Annotated in this window: 15 protein-coding genes and 2 pseudogenes; 9 read left to right on the forward strand and 8 right to left on the reverse strand. The window is 66.8% G+C overall.

Translation table 11 applies throughout. From position 1 onward, the window contains the following. Positions 1–24 precede the first annotated feature (24 nt). The gene (locus OG326_RS03610) at positions 25–858 is read right to left on the reverse strand and encodes a hypothetical protein (protein WP_327143202.1); all 834 of its coding nucleotides are present in this window, start codon (positions 856–858) and stop codon (positions 25–27) included. Between the two features lie 515 nt (positions 859–1,373). Between OG326_RS03610 and OG326_RS03615 the strand changes: the two are divergent. The 5 genes and pseudogenes from OG326_RS03615 to OG326_RS03635 all read left to right on the forward strand — a co-directional run. Further along, a pseudogene (locus OG326_RS03615) lies at positions 1,374–2,963 on the forward strand (DNA polymerase III subunit gamma and tau); the annotation flags it as partial. A gap of 2,150 nt (positions 2,964–5,113) precedes the next feature. Next, a complete protein-coding gene (locus OG326_RS03620; protein WP_327143203.1) occupies positions 5,114–6,325 on the forward strand; it encodes an acetyl-CoA C-acetyltransferase in 1,212 nt (403 codons plus the stop codon). Between the two features lie 35 nt (positions 6,326–6,360). After that, entirely contained in the window at positions 6,361–8,514 is a 2,154-nt protein-coding gene (locus OG326_RS03625) for a 3-hydroxyacyl-CoA dehydrogenase NAD-binding domain-containing protein (protein ID WP_327143204.1), read from the forward strand. A gap of 245 nt (positions 8,515–8,759) precedes the next feature. Further along, positions 8,760–12,380 (forward strand): protein kinase domain-containing protein, encoded by a 3,621-nt coding sequence (locus OG326_RS03630; protein WP_327143205.1) that lies wholly within the window; start codon positions 8,760–8,762, stop codon positions 12,378–12,380. A gap of 189 nt (positions 12,381–12,569) precedes the next feature. After that, the gene (locus OG326_RS03635) at positions 12,570–14,033 is read left to right on the forward strand and encodes an alpha/beta hydrolase (RefSeq protein WP_327143206.1); all 1,464 of its coding nucleotides are present in this window, start codon (positions 12,570–12,572) and stop codon (positions 14,031–14,033) included. A 94-nt stretch (positions 14,034–14,127) separates the two neighbouring features. On the opposite strand, the gene OG326_RS03640 is transcribed toward OG326_RS03635, so the two are convergent. Together OG326_RS03640 and OG326_RS03645 are read right to left on the reverse strand one after the other, a co-directional pair. Continuing rightward, positions 14,128–15,444 (reverse strand): class I SAM-dependent methyltransferase, encoded by a 1,317-nt coding sequence (locus OG326_RS03640; protein ID WP_327143207.1) that lies wholly within the window; start codon positions 15,442–15,444, stop codon positions 14,128–14,130. Continuing rightward, positions 15,441–16,895, reverse strand: a complete 1,455-nt coding sequence (locus OG326_RS03645; protein ID WP_327146356.1) for an FAD-binding oxidoreductase — start codon at positions 16,893–16,895, stop codon at positions 15,441–15,443. Before OG326_RS03645 ends, OG326_RS03640 begins: the two co-directional genes overlap by 4 nt. 324 nt (positions 16,896–17,219) lie before the next feature. Here OG326_RS03645 and OG326_RS03650 point away from each other — a divergent pair, with 324 nt between their 5' ends. Continuing rightward, on the forward strand, positions 17,220–17,654 hold the full coding sequence (locus OG326_RS03650) for an SRPBCC family protein (protein ID WP_327143208.1): 435 nt from the start codon (positions 17,220–17,222) through the stop codon (positions 17,652–17,654). 39 nt (positions 17,655–17,693) lie between these two features. Here the strand turns inward: OG326_RS03650 and OG326_RS03655 are convergent, their stop codons facing one another. Both OG326_RS03655 and OG326_RS03660 read right to left on the reverse strand, forming a co-directional pair. After that, the gene (locus OG326_RS03655; protein ID WP_327143209.1) at positions 17,694–18,056 is read right to left on the reverse strand and encodes a VOC family protein; all 363 of its coding nucleotides are present in this window, start codon (positions 18,054–18,056) and stop codon (positions 17,694–17,696) included. Between the two features lie 15 nt (positions 18,057–18,071). Then, on the reverse strand, positions 18,072–18,932 hold the full coding sequence (locus tag OG326_RS03660) for a MerR family transcriptional regulator (protein WP_327143210.1): 861 nt from the start codon (positions 18,930–18,932) through the stop codon (positions 18,072–18,074). Positions 18,933–19,048: 116 nt separating this feature from the next. On the opposite strand from OG326_RS03660, the gene OG326_RS03665 reads away from it, so the two are divergent. Together OG326_RS03665 and recR are read left to right on the forward strand one after the other, a co-directional pair. After that, positions 19,049–19,384 (forward strand): YbaB/EbfC family nucleoid-associated protein, encoded by a 336-nt coding sequence (locus OG326_RS03665; protein WP_327143211.1) that lies wholly within the window; start codon positions 19,049–19,051, stop codon positions 19,382–19,384. Positions 19,385–19,440: 56 nt separating this feature from the next. Beyond that, positions 19,441–20,049, forward strand: coding sequence for a recombination mediator RecR (gene recR / locus OG326_RS03670; protein ID WP_327143212.1), 609 nt, complete (start codon positions 19,441–19,443; stop codon positions 20,047–20,049). Between the two features lie 56 nt (positions 20,050–20,105). Here the strand turns inward: recR and OG326_RS03675 are convergent, their stop codons facing one another. The 3 genes from OG326_RS03675 to OG326_RS03685 all read right to left on the reverse strand — a co-directional run bounded on the left by OG326_RS03675 (position 20,106) and on the right by OG326_RS03685 (position 21,451). Beyond that, the gene (locus OG326_RS03675; protein ID WP_327143213.1) at positions 20,106–20,297 is read right to left on the reverse strand and encodes a hypothetical protein; all 192 of its coding nucleotides are present in this window, start codon (positions 20,295–20,297) and stop codon (positions 20,106–20,108) included. A gap of 211 nt (positions 20,298–20,508) precedes the next feature. Beyond that, positions 20,509–21,150 carry a hypothetical protein gene (locus OG326_RS03680; RefSeq protein WP_327143214.1) on the reverse strand — a complete coding sequence of 214 codons (642 nt, stop codon included), beginning with the start codon at positions 21,148–21,150 and terminating at the stop codon, positions 20,509–20,511. Positions 21,151–21,226: 76 nt separating this feature from the next. Then, complete coding sequence (locus tag OG326_RS03685; protein WP_327143215.1) at positions 21,227–21,451, reverse strand: hypothetical protein; 225 nt, start codon at positions 21,449–21,451, stop codon at positions 21,227–21,229. 128 nt (positions 21,452–21,579) lie between these two features. Between OG326_RS03685 and OG326_RS42975 the strand changes: the two are divergent. Next, positions 21,580–21,765 (forward strand): annotated as a pseudogene (locus OG326_RS42975) (transglutaminase N-terminal domain-containing protein); the annotation flags it as partial. Positions 21,766–21,817: the final 52 nt, after the last annotated feature.

The raw sequence follows: 21,817 nt of genomic DNA on the forward strand, positions 1-21,817 counted from the left end.
ATCGGATACCTGTCCGTAACAGCCTCAGCTATTGCGTTCCCGGCCTTTACGGGCCAGGGCGCGCATTCCGCGCGGTCCCGGCACGGGCAGGTCGTCCTCGAGGGCCATCCACTCGGCCGTGGTCAGCCACCGCTGCTGTGCCCGGGCATCGGCTGTGTCATTGAACACCCGCCGCCCGCGATCGTCGCGCAGCTCGTAGGCCAGCACCGACCAGCGCGGGGGCCGGCCGTTCTCGGCCACTTGATCGCGCAGATACGCGGTGACCAGGGCGCCGAGCGTATTCACCGGCCGCAGCGATACCCGATTGCCGTACCGCGCGGCATGGAAACGCCTTCCGGCGCACAGGGATCGGGGTGTCGCGCTGTAGGCGATCCAGCCGGCGCGTTGCGCCCGCTCGATCAACCACAGATGTTTGACCGCGGCGGGCGGGATATCGCCGACCCGATCGCGGATGAGGTCGAAGACCGGTTCCGACAGCAGGATGTCGCGCCGCGTCGGCCCGGTGCCGTGCGCGGTCCAGTACTCGTCGGTGAGTTTGGCCAGCACCCGGCCGAAATCCTCGACGCTGCGCTGCGCGCGGCGGCCCAGGCGTTCGATGCGCTCTGCCTCGGCGCGCATATCGTTCTGCACGATGAGGGTCTGGATGGCCGCGAGCGTCGGCACCTGGCCGCGCTGTAGCAGCTCCAGAATGGCGCCCGCTGTCGCCGGATCGGCCGCTGCCGATACCGGTAGCGAAGCGCGCTTGATGTCGTAGTTCTCTGGGCTGATGGCTCGACTGAGCAATCCGACCGCGGCGAGATCGCCGGCGAATTCGGTGCTGGAGAGCCAGGCTTCTGCAATGTCGTCGTGCGACGGCACGGGGAGTTCCTCCGGAAAATTTGGTTGTGCCCCGGTCGGGATGAGGGACCGGCCGGGGCCACCAACCTGATGAAGGTTTGGCTACCGAAGTTGCCGATGTCCACGGTAGCCAAACGATTGCGATCTTGCTGCATCGGTTGATGTGATCGTTATGTCCGGTCTGCCGAGTTGAAACCGAATGCGCATCCGTAAATGGTGATCTTGGGTGGAGGCCGCGTCCGGCTATCGCCTCAGGAGGACGCGCTAAGAATTTGCTCGCTTGGACAACCAATACCGAGTTCAGTCCGGTCGGTATCGAACAGGCGCGCAGATTGCATGTGACATACGCCACATGAATGTCAGGTTTAGGTTTGTCACCCCATGTTCGCGGCCCGCCCGGGTCTGGACTGACGTAGTGGGGGAGCGAAGCGGAGGAGCGGAGGAGGGAAGGCCCGGGTAACAGGGCCGCGAACCCGCCGCAGCGAAGCGGAGGCAATGAAACAGAGTGTCGGAGGTACTCGGTACCCTCAGAAGCCGTGGCTCTGTACCGGAAGTACCGACCGGCAACGTTCGCTGAAGTGGTGGGGCAGGAGCACGTCACCGATCCCCTGAGTACCGCGCTCGACACCGGGCGGATCAGTCATGCCTACCTGTTCTCCGGACCGCGCGGATGTGGCAAGACCTCCTCCGCGCGCATCCTGGCGCGCTCGCTCAACTGCGTGGAGGGTCCGACCTCCACACCGTGCGGGGTCTGCCACTCCTGTGTCGCGCTGGGCCCCGGCGGGTCCGGCAATCTCGACGTCATCGAGCTCGACGCCGCCAGTCATGGTGGTGTCGACGACACCCGGGAACTGCGCGATCGCGCCTTCTACGCCCCGGCCGAGTCCCGGTACCGCGTCTTCATCGTCGATGAGGCGCACATGGTGACCACCGCGGGCTTCAATGCGCTGCTCAAGATTGTCGAAGAGCCGCCCGCCCACCTGATCTTCGTCTTCGCCACCACCGAGCCGGAGAAGGTCCTCCCGACCATTCGCTCGCGGACCCACCACTACCCGTTCCGGCTGCTCCCGCCCGCCACCATGCGCGGTCTGCTCGGCAAGATCTGCGACCAGGAGAACGTCCAGGTCGAAGAGTCCGTGTACCCCTTGGTGATTCGGGCCGGCGGCGGCTCACCGCGCGACAGCCTCAGCGTCCTCGACCAGCTGCTCGCCGGCGCGGGCCCCGAAGGTGTCACCTACCCCCGCGCCGTCTCGCTGCTCGGCGTCACCGACGTCGCACTGATCGATGACGCGGTCGAAGCGCTCGCGACCTCCGACGGCGCAGCCCTGTTCGGCACCATCGATCGCGTCGTCGAGGCCGGCCACGACCCCCGCCGCTTCGCCACCGATCTGCTCGAACGCCTCCGCGACCTCATCCTCATGCGCGCCGTCCCCGACGCCGTCGAACGCAATCTGGTCACCGGCCCCGGCGACGTCCTCGACCGCATGCACGACCAGGCCCAGCGCATCGGCCCCGCCACCCTCACCCGCTACGCCGAACTCCTGCACGAGGGCCTCGGCGATATGCGCGGCGCCACCGCCCCCCGCCTCCTCCTCGAGGTGGTAGCGGCCCGCATGCTCCTCCCCGCCGCCACCGACACCGAGGTAGCCACCCTCCAACGCCTCGAAACCCTCGAACGCCGCATGGCAGGCAGCGCCCTCCCCGCCCCCACCGGCAACTCGACCCCCGCCGCCCGCCCAGCTGCGACCCCGGCCTCCCAAACTCCCTCGCCCGCACCGCCTCCCGGCGAACCCCGCCGCCGAGGCGCCGAAGCCCTCGCCGCCCTCCGCGGCAACCGCGGCGAAACCCCCACCACCCCAACCCCTCCCCAGCAGTCCGCAATGCCGAGCCAGGCTCCGCGGACCGCTCCATCTCCCGCTGCGCCGCGCCTGGATCCGCAGGCACCCCAGCCCGCGCCGGCCCGCCCCGCAGTGGACTCGCCCGTGCAGTCCCCGCAGGCCGTCCGGCCCGCGACGGCTGCGGTACAACCTTCGGCCCAGCCCGTCACCGCGCAGCCGGAGGCTCCGCAAGCGGTCATGCCCATCGTGCCTGCTCAGGACGAGTCTGCTCAGCCCGCCGCGCCCGCGTCGAAGCCCGAGGCGGGCAGTGGTGCGAGCACGGCAGCAGGTGCTGCTGCGACTGTGTCGCAGGGTGATTCGCCGCAGCCTGCCCAACAGGTCGCGGTTCGTCCGCCCGAAATGAGTGCCGCCCGCGTCCCGGTCGGCGACGCCGCCCCGGCGAGCATCGCCACCCCGTCCGCGGAAACGCTTGCCCAGCAGCCTGTTTCCGCGCCGCCCGCCGAGGTCGTGGTGCAGGCCGCAATGGCCGAGAGCGCCGCACAGGAACCGGTTTCCGCCGCCCCGGGCACACGCACGGCCGATTCCGCCGATGCGACGCAGGCCGCCGATTCCGCTGCGCAGGCCACCAGGCCTCCGGCCGAAACTTCTGCGCAGCAGCCTGTTTCCAGGCCGCCCGCCGAGGTTGTGGCGCCGGTCGCGACGGCCGAGAGCGTCACGCAGAGCGCTCGCACGGCTGATTCCGCTGATCCGGCGCATATCGCCGGGTCCGCTGTACAGGCAGAAGCGCCTGCCCAGCAGCCTGTTTCCGTGCCGCCCGCGACTGTGGTGGCTCAAGCAGCGCTCGCCGATGATGCGTCGGCGCTGTCCGCTCCTGCGCAGGAAGTGAAATCGACTGCGGGGGAGTCCGATTCGGCCGCCGAGGCGGTGCCGGATGCGGGGCGCGGTTCGGCGATGACAGTTGTCGATGTTTCGGTGGATCCGGTGCAGACAGCGCTGGGGGTGGAGCCCGCCGAGGTGACGCGGGGCGCCGGGGCGGCCGCTGAGGACGCTGCCCAGGGGTTCGCGTTCTCGGTCCGGTCCGATGGCGGTGATGCCGGTCCCGCGTTCGAAGATGTGCCGCTGTTCGATGCAGCCGATATTGCGCAGGCGCAAGATAGTGCCGCCTCGGCGGCTGGTTCTCCGGTGGAGCAGGCAGTGGGAGCCGAGCCCGTCGCAGTCGTGAATTCCGCTGCGGCCGATGCTGATTCGGGCGCTGAGATTCTCGAAATGGCGCCGGTGCTGGACTCCGAGCCGGTGAGTGCGGCTGACGCCGGTGCTGAGGCGGCGGTTTCCGCGCCGGTGGAAGAGGTTGCGCCGGTTGTGGATGCGCGTGCGGCGCAGGGGGTTGTGCCTGCGGGGCTCGATGGGGATGAGTTGCTGCGGGAGATCGAGGGGGCCTGGGCGGATATTCGGGCCAAGGTGCGGGAGTTCGGGGCTACGGTGCAGGCGATGCTGTCCGGGGCCTCGGTGTCGCGGATCGATGGGCAGCTGATTGTTTTCGCGCATCCCAATGAGATGTTGGCGCAGCGGTTGGCGCAGCCGCAGAACGTGCAGGCGGTGCGGTCGGCGGTACAGGCCGTGCTCGGGCGCGATCATGATGTGAAGTGGGAAGTCGGGGGTGCGGGTGCGCCCGCGGCCGCGAAGAGCGCCGGGAAGGGACCGGCCGCGGGCGGGGAGGCCGCGCCGAAGAAGGCGGCGGCGAAGTTCTCCCGGCCCAGCCAGTCGAAGAGTGCGACGGCGAGCGCCGGTGCGGCGACGGTCGTCACGGATGGGACGGACTGGGGCAACGGCCCTACCGGAGGTGGCGCAGTTGCGACGGCCGCGGTGAGCCCGCCCCCGGTGGCTGAGGTGTCGGCTCCCGCCGAACCGCGGGTCTTCGAGCGTCCCGCCGCGCCCCGGAATACCCCGCCGGAAGACGATATTCCGCTGCCCGACGGCCCGGACCTTCCGGACGACCCGGGGCCCTCGGACTACTCGCCAGTAGGTTATGACAGCGTCCCACCTGCTATTACGCCGGAGGACGAGCGCGAGATGATGGCGGAGGCAGCCGTCCCGGTACCCCCGGAGGAGCGCCGCGACCCTGATGATGTGGCCTTGGAACTCCTGCGCGCCGAATTGGGGGCCACTCCGCTGGAGGGTTGACAGTTGCCCTGTGAGACGCATTAAGTTAACCGGAGTTCGCATTGGGCGGTACTATGATCGGGTGGCCGTGAGTATCGGTTCGGCGAAGTTCTAAGGTATGCCCAGGCGTACGGGTTACCTGCGAGCGCGTCGGTCGGCTCGTGAGGCTGTTTGTACAGCGTCAGACGGTTGGTCGAGAGGCTGACCGGCGAGGTTATGGCTACGTGCTGACCGCACAACGCGGTGTCGGCGCACCTTAAGGAAGGAAAAACTCCGATATGACCACAGAGGCCTACATTTACGAGGCCATCCGCACCCCGCGCGGCCGCAACAAGAAGGGGTCGCTGCACTCGGTCAAGCCGATCGATCTGACCACCGGTCTGGTCGAAGAGCTGCGGAAGCGCTTCCCGAACCTCGATGAGGATCGGATCTCGGACATCATCCTGGGTGTCGTCTCCCCCGTGGGTGACCAGGGCGCCGATATCGCCCGCACCACCGTGCTCACCGCCAAGCTGCCCGACACCGTCGGCGGCATTCAGATCAACCGCTTCTGCGCCTCCGGCCTCGAGGCCGTGAACCTGGCTGCCCAGAAGGTCCGCTCCGGCTTCGATGACCTGGTCATCGCCGGCGGCGTCGAGTCCATGTCCCGCGTGCCGATGGGCTCCGATGGCGGCGCCATGTTCATGGACCCGGCCACCAGCTTCGACTCCTACATTGTCCCGCAGGGCATTTCGGCCGACCTCATCGCCACCATCGAGGGCTTCACCCGCGATGACGTCGATGCCTACGCCGTCCGCTCGCAGGACCGCGCCGCCGACGCCTGGAAGAACGGTTACTTCAACGGCTCCGTCGTTCCGGTCAAGGACATCAACGGCCTGACCGTGCTGGACAACGACGAGCACATGCGTCCCGGCACCACCGCCGCCGACCTGGGCAAGCTGAACCCGGCCTTCGCCGGCATCGGCGAGATGGGCGGCTTCGACGCCGTCGCCATGCAGCGCTACACCTATGTCGAGGCCATCAACCACGTGCACCACGGTGGTAACTCCTCCGGCATCGTCGACGGCGCCGCGCTGGTGCTCGTCGGCTCCGAAGAGGCCGGCGCCGCGTCGGGTCTGACCCCGCGTGCCCGCGTCGTCGCGACCGCCACCTCAGGTGCGGACGCCACCATCATGCTGACCGGCCCGACCCCGGCCGCCTTCAAGGCGCTCGCCAAGGCCGGCCTGACGGTCGACGACATCGACCTGTTCGAGATCAACGAGGCCTTCGCCTCCGTCGTCCTGAAGTTCCAGAAGGACCTGGCGATCCCGGACGAGAAGCTGAACGTCAACGGTGGCGCGATCGCGATGGGCCACCCGCTGGGTGCCACCGGCGCCATGATCACCGGCACCATGGTCGACGAGCTGCACCGTCGCAACGCCCGTTACGCACTGGTCACCCTGTGCATCGGCGGCGGCATGGGCGTCGCCACCATCATCGAGCGCGTCTAACGCCCACCGACTTTTCTCGAGGAGAACCAAACACAATGACTGAGAACATGATCGGCTGGGAAAAGGACGCCGACGGCATCGTCGTGCTGACCATGGACGACCCCAACCAGGGCGCCAATACGATGAACCAGCTGTACAAGGACTCCATGAAGGCGACCGTCGATCGCCTGGAGGCCGAGAAGGACGACATCACCGGTGTTGTCATCACCTCCGCGAAGAAGACCTTTTTCGCCGGCGGCGACCTCAAGAACATGATGAAGACCACGCCGGAGAACGCGGCGGACATCATGGAGGAGCTCACCAGCATCAAGGGCGACCTGCGTCGTCTCGAGCAGCTGGGCAAGCCGGTCGTCTCCGCGATCAATGGCGCTGCCCTCGGCGGCGGCCTGGAGATCACCCTCGCGACCCACTACCGCATTGCCGCCGACGTCAAGGGCGTGCAGCTGGGCCTGCCCGAGGTTTCCCTCGGCCTGCTCCCGGCCGGTGGCGGCGTCACCCGCATCACCCGCATGCTGGGCATTGCCAACGGCCTCATGGGTGTTCTGTTGCAGGGCAACAAGTTCACCCCGGCCAAGGCCAAGGCCACCGGCATCATCAACGAGGTTGTCGGCTCGATCGAAGAGCTGATCCCGGCCGCCAAGGCGTGGATCAAGGCCAACCCGGACAAGGGCGTGCAGCCCTGGGATGTCAAGGGCTACAAGATCCCCGGCGGCACCCCGTCCACCCCGGCGCTCGCCGCCAACCTGCCGGCCTTCCCGGCCAACCTGCGCAAGCAGATCAAGGGTCAGAACATGCCGGCGCCGCGCGCCATCATGTCGGCCGCGGTCGAGGGCGCCCAGGTCGATTTCGACAATGCCTCGCTGATCGAGTCGCGCTACTTCGTCTCGCTGCTGACCGGCCCGGTCGCGAAGAACATGATTCAGGCGTTCTTCTTCGATCTGCAGTCGATCAACAACGGTGGTTCGCGTCCCAAGGACGTGCCGAAGCGTGAGATCAAGAAGATCGGCGTCGTCGGCGCGGGCATGATGGGCGCGGGCATCGCGTACGTCTCCGCCAAGGCCGGTTACACCGTTGTGCTCAAGGACGTCACCATCGAGGCGGCCGAGCGCGGCAAGAACTACTCCGAGAAGATCGAGGCGAAGGCGCTCTCGCGTGGCAAGACCACCGAGGAGAAGTCCAAGGAGCTGCTGGCTCGGATCACCCCGACCGCCGATGCCGCCGACTTCGCCGGCGTCGACTTCGTGATCGAGGCCGTCTTCGAGAAGCCCGAGCTCAAGAACGCGGTCTTCCAGGAGATCGAGGACATCGTCGATCCCGACGCGCTGCTGGGCTCGAACACCTCGACCCTGCCGATCACCCTGCTGGCCAATGGCGTGAAGCGGTCCGAGGACTTCATCGGCATCCACTTCTTCTCCCCCGTGGACAAGATGCCGCTGGTCGAGATCATTCGCGGCGAGAAGACCTCGGACGAGGCGCTGGCCCGGGTGTACGACTACACCCTCGCGATCCGCAAGACCCCGATCGTGGTCAACGACAGCCGCGGCTTCTTCACCTCGCGCGTGATCGGCACGTTCATCAATGAAGCGATCATGATGCTTCAGGAGAACATCGATCCGGCGACCATCGAGCAGGCCGGTCTGCAGGCCGGTTACCCGGCGGCGCCGCTGAAGCTGAGCGATGAGCTCAACTTCGAGACCATGAACAAGATCTTCAAGGAGACCAAGGCCGCCGCCGAGGCCGAGGGCAAGGTCATCTCGGCCGCCTCGCTCGCGTCGGGCAACGTCATCGACACGATGATCGACAAGTTCGACCGCAAGGGCAAGCTCGGCGGCGCGGGCTTCTACAACTACGTCGACGGCAAGACCGCCGGCATCTGGGAGGGCCTGCGTGAGGCCTTCGGTTCCAAGCGTGAACTGCCCGAGGGTGTTTCGCTGCAGGACCTGAAGGATCGCATGCTCTTCATCGAGGCCATCGAGACCCAGAAGTGCTTCGACGAGGGTGTGCTGACCACCACCGCCGACGCGAACATCGGCTCGATCTTCGGCATCGGTTACCCGGCCTGGACCGGTGGCGTGCACCAGTTCGTCGTCGGCTACCCGGGCGGCACCGCCGGCTTCGTGGCTCGCGCCGATGAGCTGGCCGCCAAGTTCGGTGAGCGCTTCGAGGTTCCGGCTTCGCTGCGTAAGTAGTACCGGCGCTGTCACCGCCCCCAGCGGGCGATGACACGCTTGATTCGAGCAGGGCCCGGGTCGCGGAATCGCGATCCGGGCCCTGTCGTTTGTATAGGTATGGGCGTGAGCAGCTGGGACCGCGGTGTGCGGCCGATTACCGCACACTTCGGTGCGTCTCGCGCTACGTTTGGAATATGCGCGGGTGGAACGTCGCAGTCGCCCGCGGGTTCGGGGCGCGCGCGTAATGGCGGGAGGTGGGCGAGATGAATCCACAGCCGCATCCGGAGGGCTCTCGGGGCGACTCTACTCGCCCCGAATCTGCCACGCAGGCATACGTTCCCATCAATATCGTCGATGAACTCGAGGCCATGGGGCTGGTCGCGGCCGAGGAGGTCGGGCGCGGCGGTTTCGGGGTGGTTTTCCGGTGTACGCAGGCCGTTCTGGACCGCATTGTCGCGGTGAAGGTGCTCTCGACCGAGATAGACGATGAGAGCCGGGAGCGGTTCCTGCGCGAGGAGCACGCCATGGGGCGGCTGTCCGGGCATCCGAATATCGTCGACATCCTGCAGGTCGACGTGACGGCCAGCGGCCGGCCCTACATTGTGATGCCGTATGCGACGCACGGGTCGCTGGAACAGCTGGTGCGCGATAACGGCCCGCTCACCTGGTCCGATTCACTGCGGGTCGGGGTGAAGCTGGCGGGGGCCATCGAGACCGCGCACCGCGCCGAGGTCCTGCACCGTGATGTGAAACCCGCCAATGTCCTGTTGAGCCGGTACGGCGAACCGCAGCTCACCGACTTCGGAATCGCCCGCATCCCAGGCGGTTTCCGCACCTCGACGAGTTTGATCACCGGTTCACCCGCCTTCACCGCGCCCGAGGTGCTCAAGGGTGACGAGCCGACCGTGCGCTCGGATGTGTACGGTCTCGGCTCCACCCTGTTCGCCCTGCTGACCGGCCACGCCGCCTACGAAAGGCAGGCGGGGGAGAAGGTGATCGCGCAGTTCCTGCGGATTACCAGTCAGCCGGTGCCGGACCTGCGGGAACTGGAGATTCCACCGGCCGTGGCCGCGGCTATCGAAGCGGCCATGTCACCCGATCCGCGCGACCGGCCCGAAACCGCGGTGGAATTCGGGGAATTGCTGCGTACGGCCCAGGCCGAGAACGGGCAGGTGCCGGACGAAATGGCGCTGCTGGACGGCGCGGTGACCACCGACTCCGACGAAGATGCGGAATCCGGTGCCACCCAGCAGTATTCGCGACAGCGCCCCGGGACGGTGGTGAGCTCTCCGCGCAATCGCTCACTGATTCTGCGGCCGAGCACGCCGAGCGGTAAGTTCCCGCTCCTGGGCGGGGTCAATACCCCGACCGGAAATACGCTGCCGCCCACCGCGACTACCAAATTCCGCCCGCCGACACCCGCGCGCGAGCCGGTGTCGCGGCCGCGCCTGCTGGAACCGCTGCGGGCCGGGGGACGGCGGCGGCTCGCAATCATCCACGGCCCGGCGGGATTCGGTAAGAGCACCCTGGCGGCGCAGTGGTGCGCCGAGCTCACCGATCGCGGGGTCGCGGTGGCCTGGATCGGCATCGACCGCGACGACGACAATGAGGTGTGGCTGCTGGCCCACATCATCGCGGCCATTCGCCGGGTGCGGCCGGAGCTCGGGGCCGGGCTGGAGCAGGTGCTGGAGGAGCGCCCGGCCGAGGCGGTGCCGTATGCGGTGTCCGCGCTCATCGACGAGGTGCACGCCGGGGGCAAATCCGTCGTGGTGATCGTGGACGACTGGCATCGTGTCACCGACACCGGTGCGCATCGGGTGATGGATTCGCTGCTCGACAACGGCTGCCACCATCTGCGCTTTGTCGTCACCAGCCGGGAGCGGGCCGGACTGCCGCTGAGCCGATTGCAGGTGGCCGACGAGCTCGTCGAAATCGGTTGTGAGCAGCTGAGTCTCACCGAGGAGGAGACCCGGCAGATCCTGGTGGATCGCACCGGCCTGCAGCTCACCGATCGGCAGATCGAGCAGATATACACCGCCACCGACGGCTGGCCGGCGGCCATTCAGCTCGCGGGTCTGTCGCTGCGCGCCCGGGAATCGGATGCGGACAAGCTGATCTCCCGAATATCCGGTGACAACAAGGCGATTCGCGAATACCTCGCCGAGAATGTGCTGGACAGCCTCGAACCGCGCATGCTCGACTTCCTCACCGGAATCTCGGTGCCGGAGCGGGTGAACGCCTCGCTGGCGGAGTCGCTGACCGGAATCGCCGAGGCCGCCGATCTCCTCGATCAGGCCGAACAGCGGGAGTTGTTCCTGCACCGGCTCTCCGAGGATTCCGCCTGGTATCGCATGCAGCCCATGGTGGCGGAGCATCTGCGGGCCCGGTTGGAGCGCGCCCATCCCGGACAGGTGAAAGCGCTGCACCGCAAGGCTTCCCGCTGGTTCGCCGAACACCAGCTGCTGCGGCAGTCGGTGGATCACGCACTGGCCGCCACCGATTTCAAATTCGCCCTGGATCTGGTCGAGAACGGCGGGATGGATCTGATCGACCGCTCCCGGCTGGCGACCCTGTTCGGCACGGTATCGAAACTGCCTGTGCAACAGGTGACTTCGCGCAGCAAGCTGTTGATGGCGCTGGCGCGGGCCAATGTGAATCTGCAGCAGTCCGGCGCCGCGCGCACCGCACTGGGCAGGCTTTCGAGCATGCTGGCGCGCAGCTCGCCCACCGACGCCGAGGCGGTGAATCAGCGCTGCCAGGCGGCGGTGCTCGCGGCCGCCGATCAGGTGGCGCGGGACCGCACCGACGGTGTGCTGGACAAGCTCACCGACTGCCTGGAACTGGCCGACGAGCTCCCGGCCTGGACGGTCTCCACCGCCGCGAATCTGGTGTCGTTCGTGCGACTCTGCGATTTCGACTTCGACGGTGCGCGCGGGATGCAGGAGTGGGCCGAGCCCTATCACCGGCGTTCCGCCGATCCGCTGGGCGAGGTGTTCGGCCTGTGCGGTCAGGGCGATGCCGCCTATGAGCAGCTCGATATCGCCACCGCCACAGCGTGTTTCGAACAGGCGTGGCAGACGGCGCGGGATCGCTCCGGCCCGCGCTCGGACTCGGTGCGGGTGGCGGCGGCGCTGCTGGGCGAATTGGCTTATCGCCGTGGCGATCTGGAGAGTGCGGAGCGGCTGCTGGATCAGAGTCATCAGCTGGTCACCCATGTCGGGCCGGTCGACTTCCTGGTCAGCATCTTCGTGATCGGCGCGCGGGTGAAGGCGGCGCACGGTGATCTCGATACCGCCGCCGCCCGGCTGGACGAGGGTGCGCGGATCGCCGTGGATCGCAAGCTCGTCCGCCTCGCCGCGCATATTCGGGCCGAACGGCTGCGGCTGGGCCTGCCGTCCGATCCATTGACCGCCGGTCTGATCACCGACCCCATGGTCCGTTCCGTCCGGCATCTCACCGGTGCGGCGGCGCTGGCCTCCGAGGCCGAGGAGATCGCCGTCATCCGGGCCCTGCTGGCCCGCCACTATCGCGGGGACGACCTCGGCGGCACGGATGCGCTCGCACCCCTGGGCACGGATGACACCGCCGTCAAACGGGCCCGCGTGCTGCATGCCCGGATACGCGAGAAGAATCGCCCCCGGGCCGAACTCGACGCGGCGCTGCTGCTCACCGAATGCCTGTCCGCTTCCGGCTGGGTCGGTGAGTCCATAGGCGTGCTGACGCCCGTGGTGATCCGCTGTGCCGAACTGGGCTGGACGCGTCCGCTGCTGGACGCCGGGCCGGGCGTACAGGGCATCCTGCGCACCATGCGCAGCCAACTCTCGATGGTCGATACCGGCGACGCTCCCGAGCTTCCCCGCGCCTTCCTCGACGCCCTACTCTGAGCAAGGCCCTCGGTCATCCTTACTCCGAGTAAGGCCCCCGGCGTCCCGGCGTGCTTGTGGCCGGGAGCCGCAGTTACCTGATCGATTCCCCCTCGAAACACGCCTGAATTACGAGTGTTCATGCGGTCGCCAGGTTTCATTGAGGTCGTTCACAGGGTTTCTCGAGGAAAGTCATCGACAATCGCCGACGTGCTATCCACCCGAGTGCTGTCGCAGACCCCGCCCCTGGCTCCGCCTCCAGCGCCGCACGCGCCGGTGAATACGGGGCATCAGGGGTTCGAGTTCCATCACGGGCTTTCGCTGCTGAACGGCTGGGTCCCGCAGGTAGCGGCCTTCCTCGCGGTATTCGCTCTGATCGTGGCGCTGGCGCGGTTCAACCGGCGCTGGTGGCTGGTGGGGTTGCCGATCTGTCTGGCCCTCGGGGTGGCTGTCGCCTGGGGCTCGTGGATGTACATGAATGACGAAGGGCTGGCGTCGGATCCGGCTCCGATGTTGCTGTGGGTCTGCATCGGCATGATCGCGGCGGCGCTCGGCGCGATTGTGGTGGGCTTCCGCCGCGGTCCGTGGTGGCAGACGGTCGCCGCGGTGCTGGCGGTGCCGTTCGCGCTCGTGAACGCGCTGATCGTGCTGGACCAGTGGGTCGGTTACTACCCGACGGTGCAGTCGGCGTGGGCCGCGGTGACCGCCGAGCCGCTGCCGCATCAGACGAGCCTGGCCTCGCTCGCCAGTTTGCGGAATACGAATGTCGGCACGGGTCGCATTGTGCCGGTGGATATTCCGGAGACGGGCAGCCACTTCAAGCACCGCACCGAGTACGTCTATCTGCCCCCGGCCTGGTTCGCCGGTGACAAGCCGCCCACGCTCCCGGTGATCATGATGATCGGCGGTGAGTTCAACACCCCCAAGGACTGGGTGAACAGCGGCCAGATCATGCCCGCGGTGGACGATTTCGCGGCGAACAACAACGGCCAGGCGCCGGTGCTCGTCTTCGTCGACTCCGGCGGCAGTTTCAACAATGACACCGAATGTGTGAACGGCACCCGCGGCGATACGGCCGACCACCTGACCAAGGATGTCCCCGGCTACGTGGAGTCGACCTTCGGCGTCTCCGCCGATCCGGCCAAGTGGGCGGTGGTCGGCTGGTCCATGGGCGGCACCTGCGCGGTGGATCTCGCGGTCATGCACCCGGAGCTGGTCGACACCTTCGTCGATATCGCCGGTGACCTGGGTCCGACCGCGGGCACCAAGGAGCAGACCATTCGCCGGCTGTACGGCGGAAATGCCGATGCCTGGGCACAATTCGATCCGGAGACGGTCATGGCCAAGCACGGCCCGTACTCCGATATGGTCGGCGTCTTCGACGATCTGACCCCGCCGAAGCGGCAGGCGGAGATGTACCAGAAGTACTCCCAGATGCGCGGCCCCGCCAAGGATGACGACAATGCGGGTCTGGGCGGGCACGACGGCGTCATGGACACCGGTGAGGTCGGCGCGGCGGACACCCTCTGCGGCGACGGTCGCAAGGTGAATATGACGTGCTGGGTGAACACCGCGGAGGGTGGTCACACCTGGCAGTTCGCATCGTCCGCCTTCACCTCGTCGCTGCCGTGGCTGACGGCTCGCCTCGGACTGCCGGTGCAGAACCAGTCCTGAGCGAAACGGGCTGCTGCCCTTTGTGAAACAAGCGAAATGCCCCGGGCGGATACCCGGGGTATTTCGATTTCAGCTGGGGTTCAGCCGATTCAGGCTAGGGCTTCCACCACGGCCGCAGCGGCACCGTCCAGGCCTGATCGTCACCGAGCTTGACGCCCAGCACCTGGTGCAGCTGCACCACGTTCTTCTCGAACCCGAGCTGACAGCCGGCCATGTACAGGCCCCACACCTTGGCGGTGCCCTCGCCGACCTCGTCGACGCAGGCTTCCCAGTTCTTCACCAGGTTGTCGCACCATTCGGCGAGGGTGAGCGCGTAGTGCTGGCGCAGGTTCTCCTCGTGCAGCACCTCGAGTCCCACGTTCTGGATCTCGGAGATGATGCGCCCGGAGCCGGCGAGCTCACCGTCCGGGAACACGTAGCGGTCGATGAAGTCGCCCGCCCGGGTGGTGTGCTTATTGTCCGGCCGGGTGATGGTGTGGTTGAGGAAGGTGCCGCCGACCCGGAGCTTGGACTGCATGTACTCGAAGTAGGCGGGGTAGTTCTGCACCCCGATGTGCTCGGTGAGGCCGATGGAGGAGACGGCGTCGAATTCGTCCTCGGCCACATCGCGGTAGTCGGAGTGCCGCACCTCGGCGAGCTCGGACAGGCCCTCCTCGGCGATCTTCTGCTGCGCCCATTCGGCCTGCTCGGCCGAGAGCGTGGCGCCGATGACCTTGATCCCGCGCTTGGCCGCGTACCGCACCATGCCGCCCCAGCCGCAGCCGATATCGAGCAGCCGGTCGCCGGGCTTCAGGTTCAGCTTGTCGAAGACCAGCCGGTACTTGTTCTCCTGCGCCTGCTCGAGGGTCCAGGACTCGTCCTCGTACACCGCGCAGGTGTAGGTCATGGAGGTGCCGAGGACGTGCTCGTAGAAGGTGTTCGAGACGTCGTAGTGGTGGTGAATCGCCTCGGCGTCACGAGTCTTGCTGTGCCGCAGGCCTTCCAGCGCGATGCGGCGCCAGCGCGGCAGCGTCTCCTGCGGCGGCGGGGCCACCGGCTTGAGCAGCTCCCAGCCGAGCGAACGCGCGATGGCGACCAGCTGCATGGCGGTGGGGCGACGGAACTTCAAGCCCGCCATGGCCTTCAGGAGTTCGTACGGATCGCCCGCGTGCACGCCGTGCGCGATCATATCGCCGGAGATGTAGGCGCGGGCCATACCCAGATCACCGGGTGCGTTGGCTACGTAGTTCACGCCGCGGGGATGGATGATCTCCAGGCCGAATTCCGAGTCCTCGGGACCGGTGCTGCTGCCGTCGTACGCGGTGAAGCGAATCGGCACCGGGCCGTCGATGAGGGTCTCGAAGATCTCGGCAATGGTGAGCTTCGTTCCGAGCTCGGCGAATACGTCGGAACGATCCTTGAACGTGGTCACTTGCGTTGCACCGCCTTCGAATACAGATCCAGTAAACGAGAATCCGGGTCGTAGGTTCGTTTGAGATTCCGGTACGTGTCGCCGCCGTAGTAGAGGTCGGCGAACTCGTCCAGTTCGTAGTAGGAGTCCGAATACAGCGACTTGTGGCCGTCGAGGGCGGACACCTCGTGTTCGATGGCGCGATTGGCCGCGCCCTCCGGCTGCCCCGCGGTGGTCGACACGGCAGACCAGAAGCCGATGTTCACGTAGGTGCGATCGGGTTCCAGGGGGTAGAGCGGCCAGGGGCGTTCCGGGCCGCCCTCCGCGAGCGGAATATTGGCAGGGCCCCGTAAACGCAACGGGCACAACCAGATCGGCTCGATCGGAATCTCACGCAGGAACCAGTGCAGGAATTCCGCGGTGCGCTCGATGGGCACCTCGATGTCCTGCACCACGCGCTCGCGCGGCAGATTGCCCTGACGGGCCTCGAGCCGGTCGCCGATGCCGTACTTCTGGTCGAGGGCGATGAGCTTCCAGTAGAAGCTGCTGCGCCGGTACTGCTTCGGCCAGATCTTGCGGATCTTCGGGTTCTGGGCGCCGAAGGCGCGCGAGCACCAGAACCAGTCGGTGTCCCAGCGCCACAGGTAATCCGCGATGGTGAGCCGGTCGCGTTTGGGCTCGGCCGAATCGTGCTGGATGGACCGGTAGAAGATGTCCTGATCGGTGTAATCGCTGACCGGACCGGTTTCGGCGGTCTGCCTGCCCAGCACCAGATAGCTCTCGTCGGCGGTGAATACCGCGCCGTCGAGATAGTCGACCTGCTCGCCGGCGTACGAGCGGTCCGCGATGATCTGCGCCATGGTTGTTTCCAGCTCCCGCAGATCATGAAACCGTATGTGCCGCAGTGCCACATACGGTTCGACCGCTTCCAGCTGGATTTTCAGGCGAGTGGAGTAGCCCAGCGTCCCGTAGGAGTTCGGAAATCCCCGGAAAAGGTCGGCGTACTTCCCGTCCGGGGTGGCGGTGATGATCTCGCCCGCCCCGGTGAGCACGTCGATCTCCAGCACCGATTCGTGCGGTAGGCCATTGCGGAAGGAGGTGGACTCGATCCCCAGCCCCGTCACCGCCCCGCCGAGGGTGATGGTCTTGAGCTGCGGCACCACCAGCGGCGCCAGGCCGTACTGCAGGGTGACCGCGACCAGGTCCTCATAGGTGGTCATACCCGCCACATCGGCGGTCCGCGCCTGCGGATCCACCGCGATCACCTGCGTCAATCCGGAGACATCCAGGCCGGGCGCGGTGCTCTTCGCGCGCGCCCGGAACAGATTGGAGGTCTTTTTGGCCAGGCGAACGTTCGCATCGGGCGGAATGGCGCGATACGACGCGAGCAGTCGATCGACCCCAGCCTGATGCGCTGCGAACCCTGATTCCTGCGCGGCCGTTGCGCGGCCGGCCTTCCCCAACAGACTCACTGCCACCCCCGGAACGCTAGCCTGCACGGACCGCTCAGGCCAGCAGGAGGACACCGGCGGGCCGGTTTTTCACGCACAGTTTTCCTACGTCGCGACGGTTGCTACCTGCTTCACTCCAAGTCTATTCCCGCCCGCCCCGTGATTATTCTTACTTCAGCTAACAATCGTTGCCCAGGGCGACAACTGATCTGGTTCCGATCGGGGTAACTCCTGGGGCACCCCCAAAATAGGCGCCCCACACCACCGCTCCTACGCGTCTAGAATTCCGTACGGCTCCCAGCTGGGCGCTAAAGTCCCGGAGGGGCAGAACAAAAGGAGCACATGGTGGGACAGGTCAGCGCCTCCAGTTCGATCGTAGTAACGGCCGATCCGAAGCGCACTCTCGATGCGATTGCGGACTACGAGTCGGTCCGGCCTCGCATTCTCTCTTCGCACTACCGGGACTACAAGGTGGTTGAAGGCGGCAAGGGTGCCGGCACTGTAGTTGATTGGACGCTGGACGCCACCGAGAAGCGGTCACGCAATGTGCACGCGACCATCTCGGTCTCCGATTCCATGGTGACGGAACGGGATTCGAACTCCTCCATGGTCACCACCTGGACGGTCACCCCGCAGGGCGAGGGCTCGCTGGTCACCACCCGTACCAGCTGGAAGGGCGCCGGCGGTATCGGCGGCATCTTCGAGGGCATCTTCGCACCGCTCGGCCTGAAGAAGATCCAGGCCGAGGTGCTCGACAACCTCAAGGAAGCACTCGCCTGAGTCCGTGACCAAGACGGTCGGCCGACGAGCCGGCATCGTTTAACCGGCGGCTTTCGCCGCGGCGATATCGAACAGGTTGCCCTCGGGGTCGGCGAAGGTCGACCACCGCACGCCGTACTCGTCGAAATCGGCGATGTGCTTGGCGCCGAGGGCAACCGCACGTTCGTGTGACTCGGGCAGATCGTCCGCGGTCAGATCCAGATGCACCACATTCTTGCCCGGCGTCTTGTCCGGGACCTGGATGAACATGAGTGTCGGAGTGAATCCGGTGCTCTCGCCGACCGTGGCGAAGTGCTCGTTGCCGCCCGGATCGACGGTGCGCTCCAGCAGCTGCGCCCAGAATCCGGCCAGTTCGGCGGCATTCGCGCTGTCGACGGTGATGTTGGCGATCTTCAATGCCATAGCGGTGTCTCCTGTTCAGAGCCGGCCGATGGGCCAGCAGATTTCGGTGAGGTAGTCGGCCGGTTCGGCATCGCCGGGACCGACCAGGTAGAGCTCGCGAATGGGTTCCGCGAGCGCGGTGTCGTGTTCGGCCACATGGGTACCTAGTGCGCCGTAGGTGCGGTCGAAGTCGGTGAACGGGCCGTGATGGACGGCGACGGCGAAGCGGCGGGCGGGCATATCGACCACCGTGCTGATGATTCCGGCACTGCCGCCGAGCGTCCCGGTGATGCCGCCGAGTGTCGCGAAACGCTCCCGGTCTGCCGGTGCGATCGGCACGAAGGCCACCACCTCGCCGAAGTCCTCCTCGAAGAACTCCAGCGCATAGGTCGCCCCGCCGGGTCCGTCCGGCTGTACGCCCGCGGTCTCCAGCGCCTGGTACAGCGCGGGGAAGGCGCTCTCGCACCACACGTCGATCGCGTCCCGGGTCACCTTCTCGGTGATGGCGAGCGCGGGATAGCTTGGGAGGCAACGATATTCGATCCGCAACCGAACCTCGCTCGGCGGCAGCAGCAGTGCGCGCAGCGAGGCGACCACATCGCGGGTGCGCAGCAGCTCCGCCTCCATGCGCGCCAGATGCGCCCGCAGCGCGCTGTCGCGTGCCTCCCGATCCGGTGCGGCCAGTACCGCTTTGATCTCCGGCACCGGCATGTTCAGCTCGCGCAGCCGCCGGATCAGATGCGCCTGCTCCACCTGATCGGTCGAATAGAAGCGGTAGCCGGAGCTGATATCCACTGCGGTCGGCTCCAGGAGCTCGATCTCGTGGTAGTACCGCAGCGCCTTCACGCTGAGATGGCTGAGGCGGGAGAACTCCCCGATCGGGACCGTCGCTGTCATGCCTTCAGCGAACACTCTCCTACCGGGGGAGAGTCAAGACTCGCCGCGCGCGGCGACGACTAGGCTGGTGCCGATCGCTTACTAGACAAGCGCAGGCCCCGCAGAGAGGACGCACCGTGCAACCCGGTGGAGAGTTCGATATCCAGCAGTTGATGGCCCAGGCCCAGCAGATGCAGCAGGCCGTGATGGCCGCACAGCAGGAGATCGCGGAGTCCGAGGTGGACGGCGAGGCGGGCGGTGGCCTGGTGCGCGCCAGGATTCGCGCCACCGGCGAGGTGCTGTCGCTGACCATCGACCCGAAGGTGGTCGATCCGGAGGATGTCGAGACGCTGCAGGACCTGGTCATCGGCGCGCTCAACGACGCCATGGACAACGCCCAGCAGCTGGCCGCCGATCGGCTGGGCCCGCTGGCCGGCGGTCTCGGCGGCGGCGGCGCGCTTCCGGGCTTCTGATCCGGGCAGCAGGGTTCTGATCGACGTCGGGGCAAGCCACAGAGAGGTGTGAAGGCGTGTACGAGGGTCCGGTTCAGGATCTCATCGACGAGCTGGGCAAGCTGCCGGGCGTCGGTCCGAAGAGCGCACAGCGCATTGCTTTTCATTTCCTCGCGGTGGAGCCGCCCGAGATCGACCGGCTGCAGGCGGCGCTGCAGAAGGTGCGCGACGGCGTGCGGTTCTGCGCCGTCTGCGGCACGGTCTCCGATGGGGAGCTGTGCCGTATCTGCGCCGATCCGCGTCGCGACCGCACCATGATCTGCGTGGTCGAGGAGCCCAAGGATGTGCAGGCCATCGAGCGCACCCGGGAATTCCGCGGCCGCTATCACGTGCTCGGCGGCGCGCTCGATCCACTCTCGGGTGTGGGCCCGGATCAATTGCGCATCCGGGAACTGTTGACGCGCATCGGCAATCAGGACGACGGCGTCGATGTCAGCGAGGTCATCATCGCGACCGACCCCAATACCGAGGGCGAGGCGACAGCCACCTACCTCGTGCGCATGCTCCGGGATTTCCCCGGCCTCAGCGTCACTCGGCTCGCCTCCGGTCTGCCCATGGGCGGCGACCTCGAATTCGCCGACGAACTCACCCTCGGCCGAGCGCTTTCCGGCCGCCGAGTTCTCTAGGCGCCGGGAGGTCCGGGGGTGCGTGTGTGTAGCCCCTGAGAGCTATCGAGCGTTGGTCATGTCCAGACCGGCGGGGCGAGCGCTGCCGGGTGCGGGCACGGAATGTGCTGGCTGTTGCGAGGGACGTCGGCGCCCGCGCCGGTGGCGTGCAATGCGACCACCGCGGCCAGGGCGGCGGCTATTCCGGCCAGGACGGCCAGGCTCTTACGCAACCGCGGGCTGGTGGCTTTTCGTCGGCGTAGCTTCATACGTTCTCTCCTCGCTCCGGGTGAGTTACGAGAACAAGCAGCGTGAGACTTCATGCGGCACGAGACAGCGTGCTACCGCAGTGGTGCGTTGTTGCATTAGTGAAAGGCTAGCGTTCCTACACCCGTGCAGACTGGACGGTACGGGTGTAGGAATCCGAATCGAGATGCGGTTGTTACTGCATTGTTCGCGTCCGCGATTGCTCGCGTCCGCTCAGAAGGTCAGGCGCTGCCAGTCGAGGACGCCGAAGTTCGAGCGATCATCCAGGGTCCAGGACCAGATCAGGTCGGCAACGGTGTGCGGATCATCGATGCGCACGGTGAAATGCCGGTCCGGCGAACCGTCCCGATACTCGACGTCGTAGCGCCCGTCCTCGTGCCGGTAGATCTGGATATAGACCTGTTCGGCGCTCTCGACGATCAGGTACGGGCCGGGCGCACTCAGATCAGGCACCCACCGATGTGCGAGTGCGCTTGTGAGATAAGGGAATTCGCCCGCACCGCCGTGTGAGACCGTGACCGGCACGGAATCGGCCGGATCGATGATCCAGGCCAGCTGCGGATCGTAGACGGCGTAGCCGCGCGGCGTCGCCAGCTCGAACAGCAGGGCGCGCACATGCCCGATGGCGTCATAGGGGCTGGACACGAACAGTGCGGCGCCGATGGCGCCGTCGACGGCGTCGGCGCTCAGGAACCGATCGTCCTCGGGCAGCTCGGCATTGCGCCTGTCGAGCTCGGCGGCCATCTCGGCGACCGGGTGCGCGGCGGGTTTCCCGTCCTGGGCGGTCAGGTACGCATCGACGTCGGCGGGCGTCGCGGCAGCGCCGGAGGGCAGCAGAACGTAGTCGTAGCTCACCTGACCAGGCTAGTAGCCGACGGGGGAGGAGCCGCAGCTAGCCCGGCCCCGGCCCCGAAACCCGGTGGTGCGCCGGTCAACCCGCCAGGGGGCGGCGGGCGGTACCGGGCCTAACCAGGTCTTGAGCGCATTCGCAGCCGCCCGCCACATCGGAGCAGTCGGCGCGGTAGGGGTGGCGTAGCCGATCGGTATCGGCGCACGCCCAATCCGTGCACTCGGCGGAACCGTCGGCATGCGCGATCAGTGTCCCGTGACAGTGATCGAGGGCCGATGCGCAGAGCGAGCAGGTGGCCTGGCTCATGAAACCTCCTTCGATCGTCGCTGTAAATCCAAGCACTCGGGTGTGACAACTGTGGGAGGTCGCCGCGTGTCGTCCGATCTGTCGGGAATAAGCCCGCGTGTCAGGGCACTGGCGTGGTGAACTTGATTATGGGGATTTGGGTTTCCCTCGAACATCGCACGACGTATACCTTCGACCGCCCCGTGCAGATTCATCCGCACGTGGTCCGTTTGCGGCCTGCGCCGCATACGCGCACGGCCATCGAGGCGTACTCCATGCGGGTCGAGCCTGCCGATCACTGGGTCAACTGGCAGCAGGACGCCTTCGGGAATTTCCTTGCGCGCCTGGTCTTCCACGAACCCGCGACCGAACTGTCGGTGGTGATCG

Origin of the sequence: Nocardia sp. NBC_01327 (genome assembly GCF_035958815.1) — a bacterium.
Lineage (GTDB): Bacteria > Actinomycetota > Actinomycetes > Mycobacteriales > Mycobacteriaceae > Nocardia.

Bases quoted from the DNA above. Each gene is read 5' to 3' on its own strand.
- OG326_RS03675 (WP_327143213.1), bottom strand. From the start codon at position 20,297: ATGAAGCTACGCCGACGAAAAGCCACCAGCCCGCGGTTGCGTAAGAGC.
- OG326_RS03630 (WP_327143205.1), top strand. From the start codon at position 8,760: ATGAATCCACAGCCGCATCCGGAGGGCTCTCGGGGCGACTCTACTCGC.
- OG326_RS03655 (WP_327143209.1), bottom strand. From the start codon at position 18,056: ATGGCATTGAAGATCGCCAACATCACCGTCGACAGCGCGAATGCCGCC.
- OG326_RS03620 (WP_327143203.1), top strand. From the start codon at position 5,114: ATGACCACAGAGGCCTACATTTACGAGGCCATCCGCACCCCGCGCGGC.
- OG326_RS03685 (WP_327143215.1), bottom strand. From the start codon at position 21,451: ATGAGCCAGGCCACCTGCTCGCTCTGCGCATCGGCCCTCGATCACTGT.
- OG326_RS03660 (WP_327143210.1), bottom strand. From the start codon at position 18,932: ATGACAGCGACGGTCCCGATCGGGGAGTTCTCCCGCCTCAGCCATCTC.
- OG326_RS03625 (WP_327143204.1), top strand. From the start codon at position 6,361: ATGACTGAGAACATGATCGGCTGGGAAAAGGACGCCGACGGCATCGTC.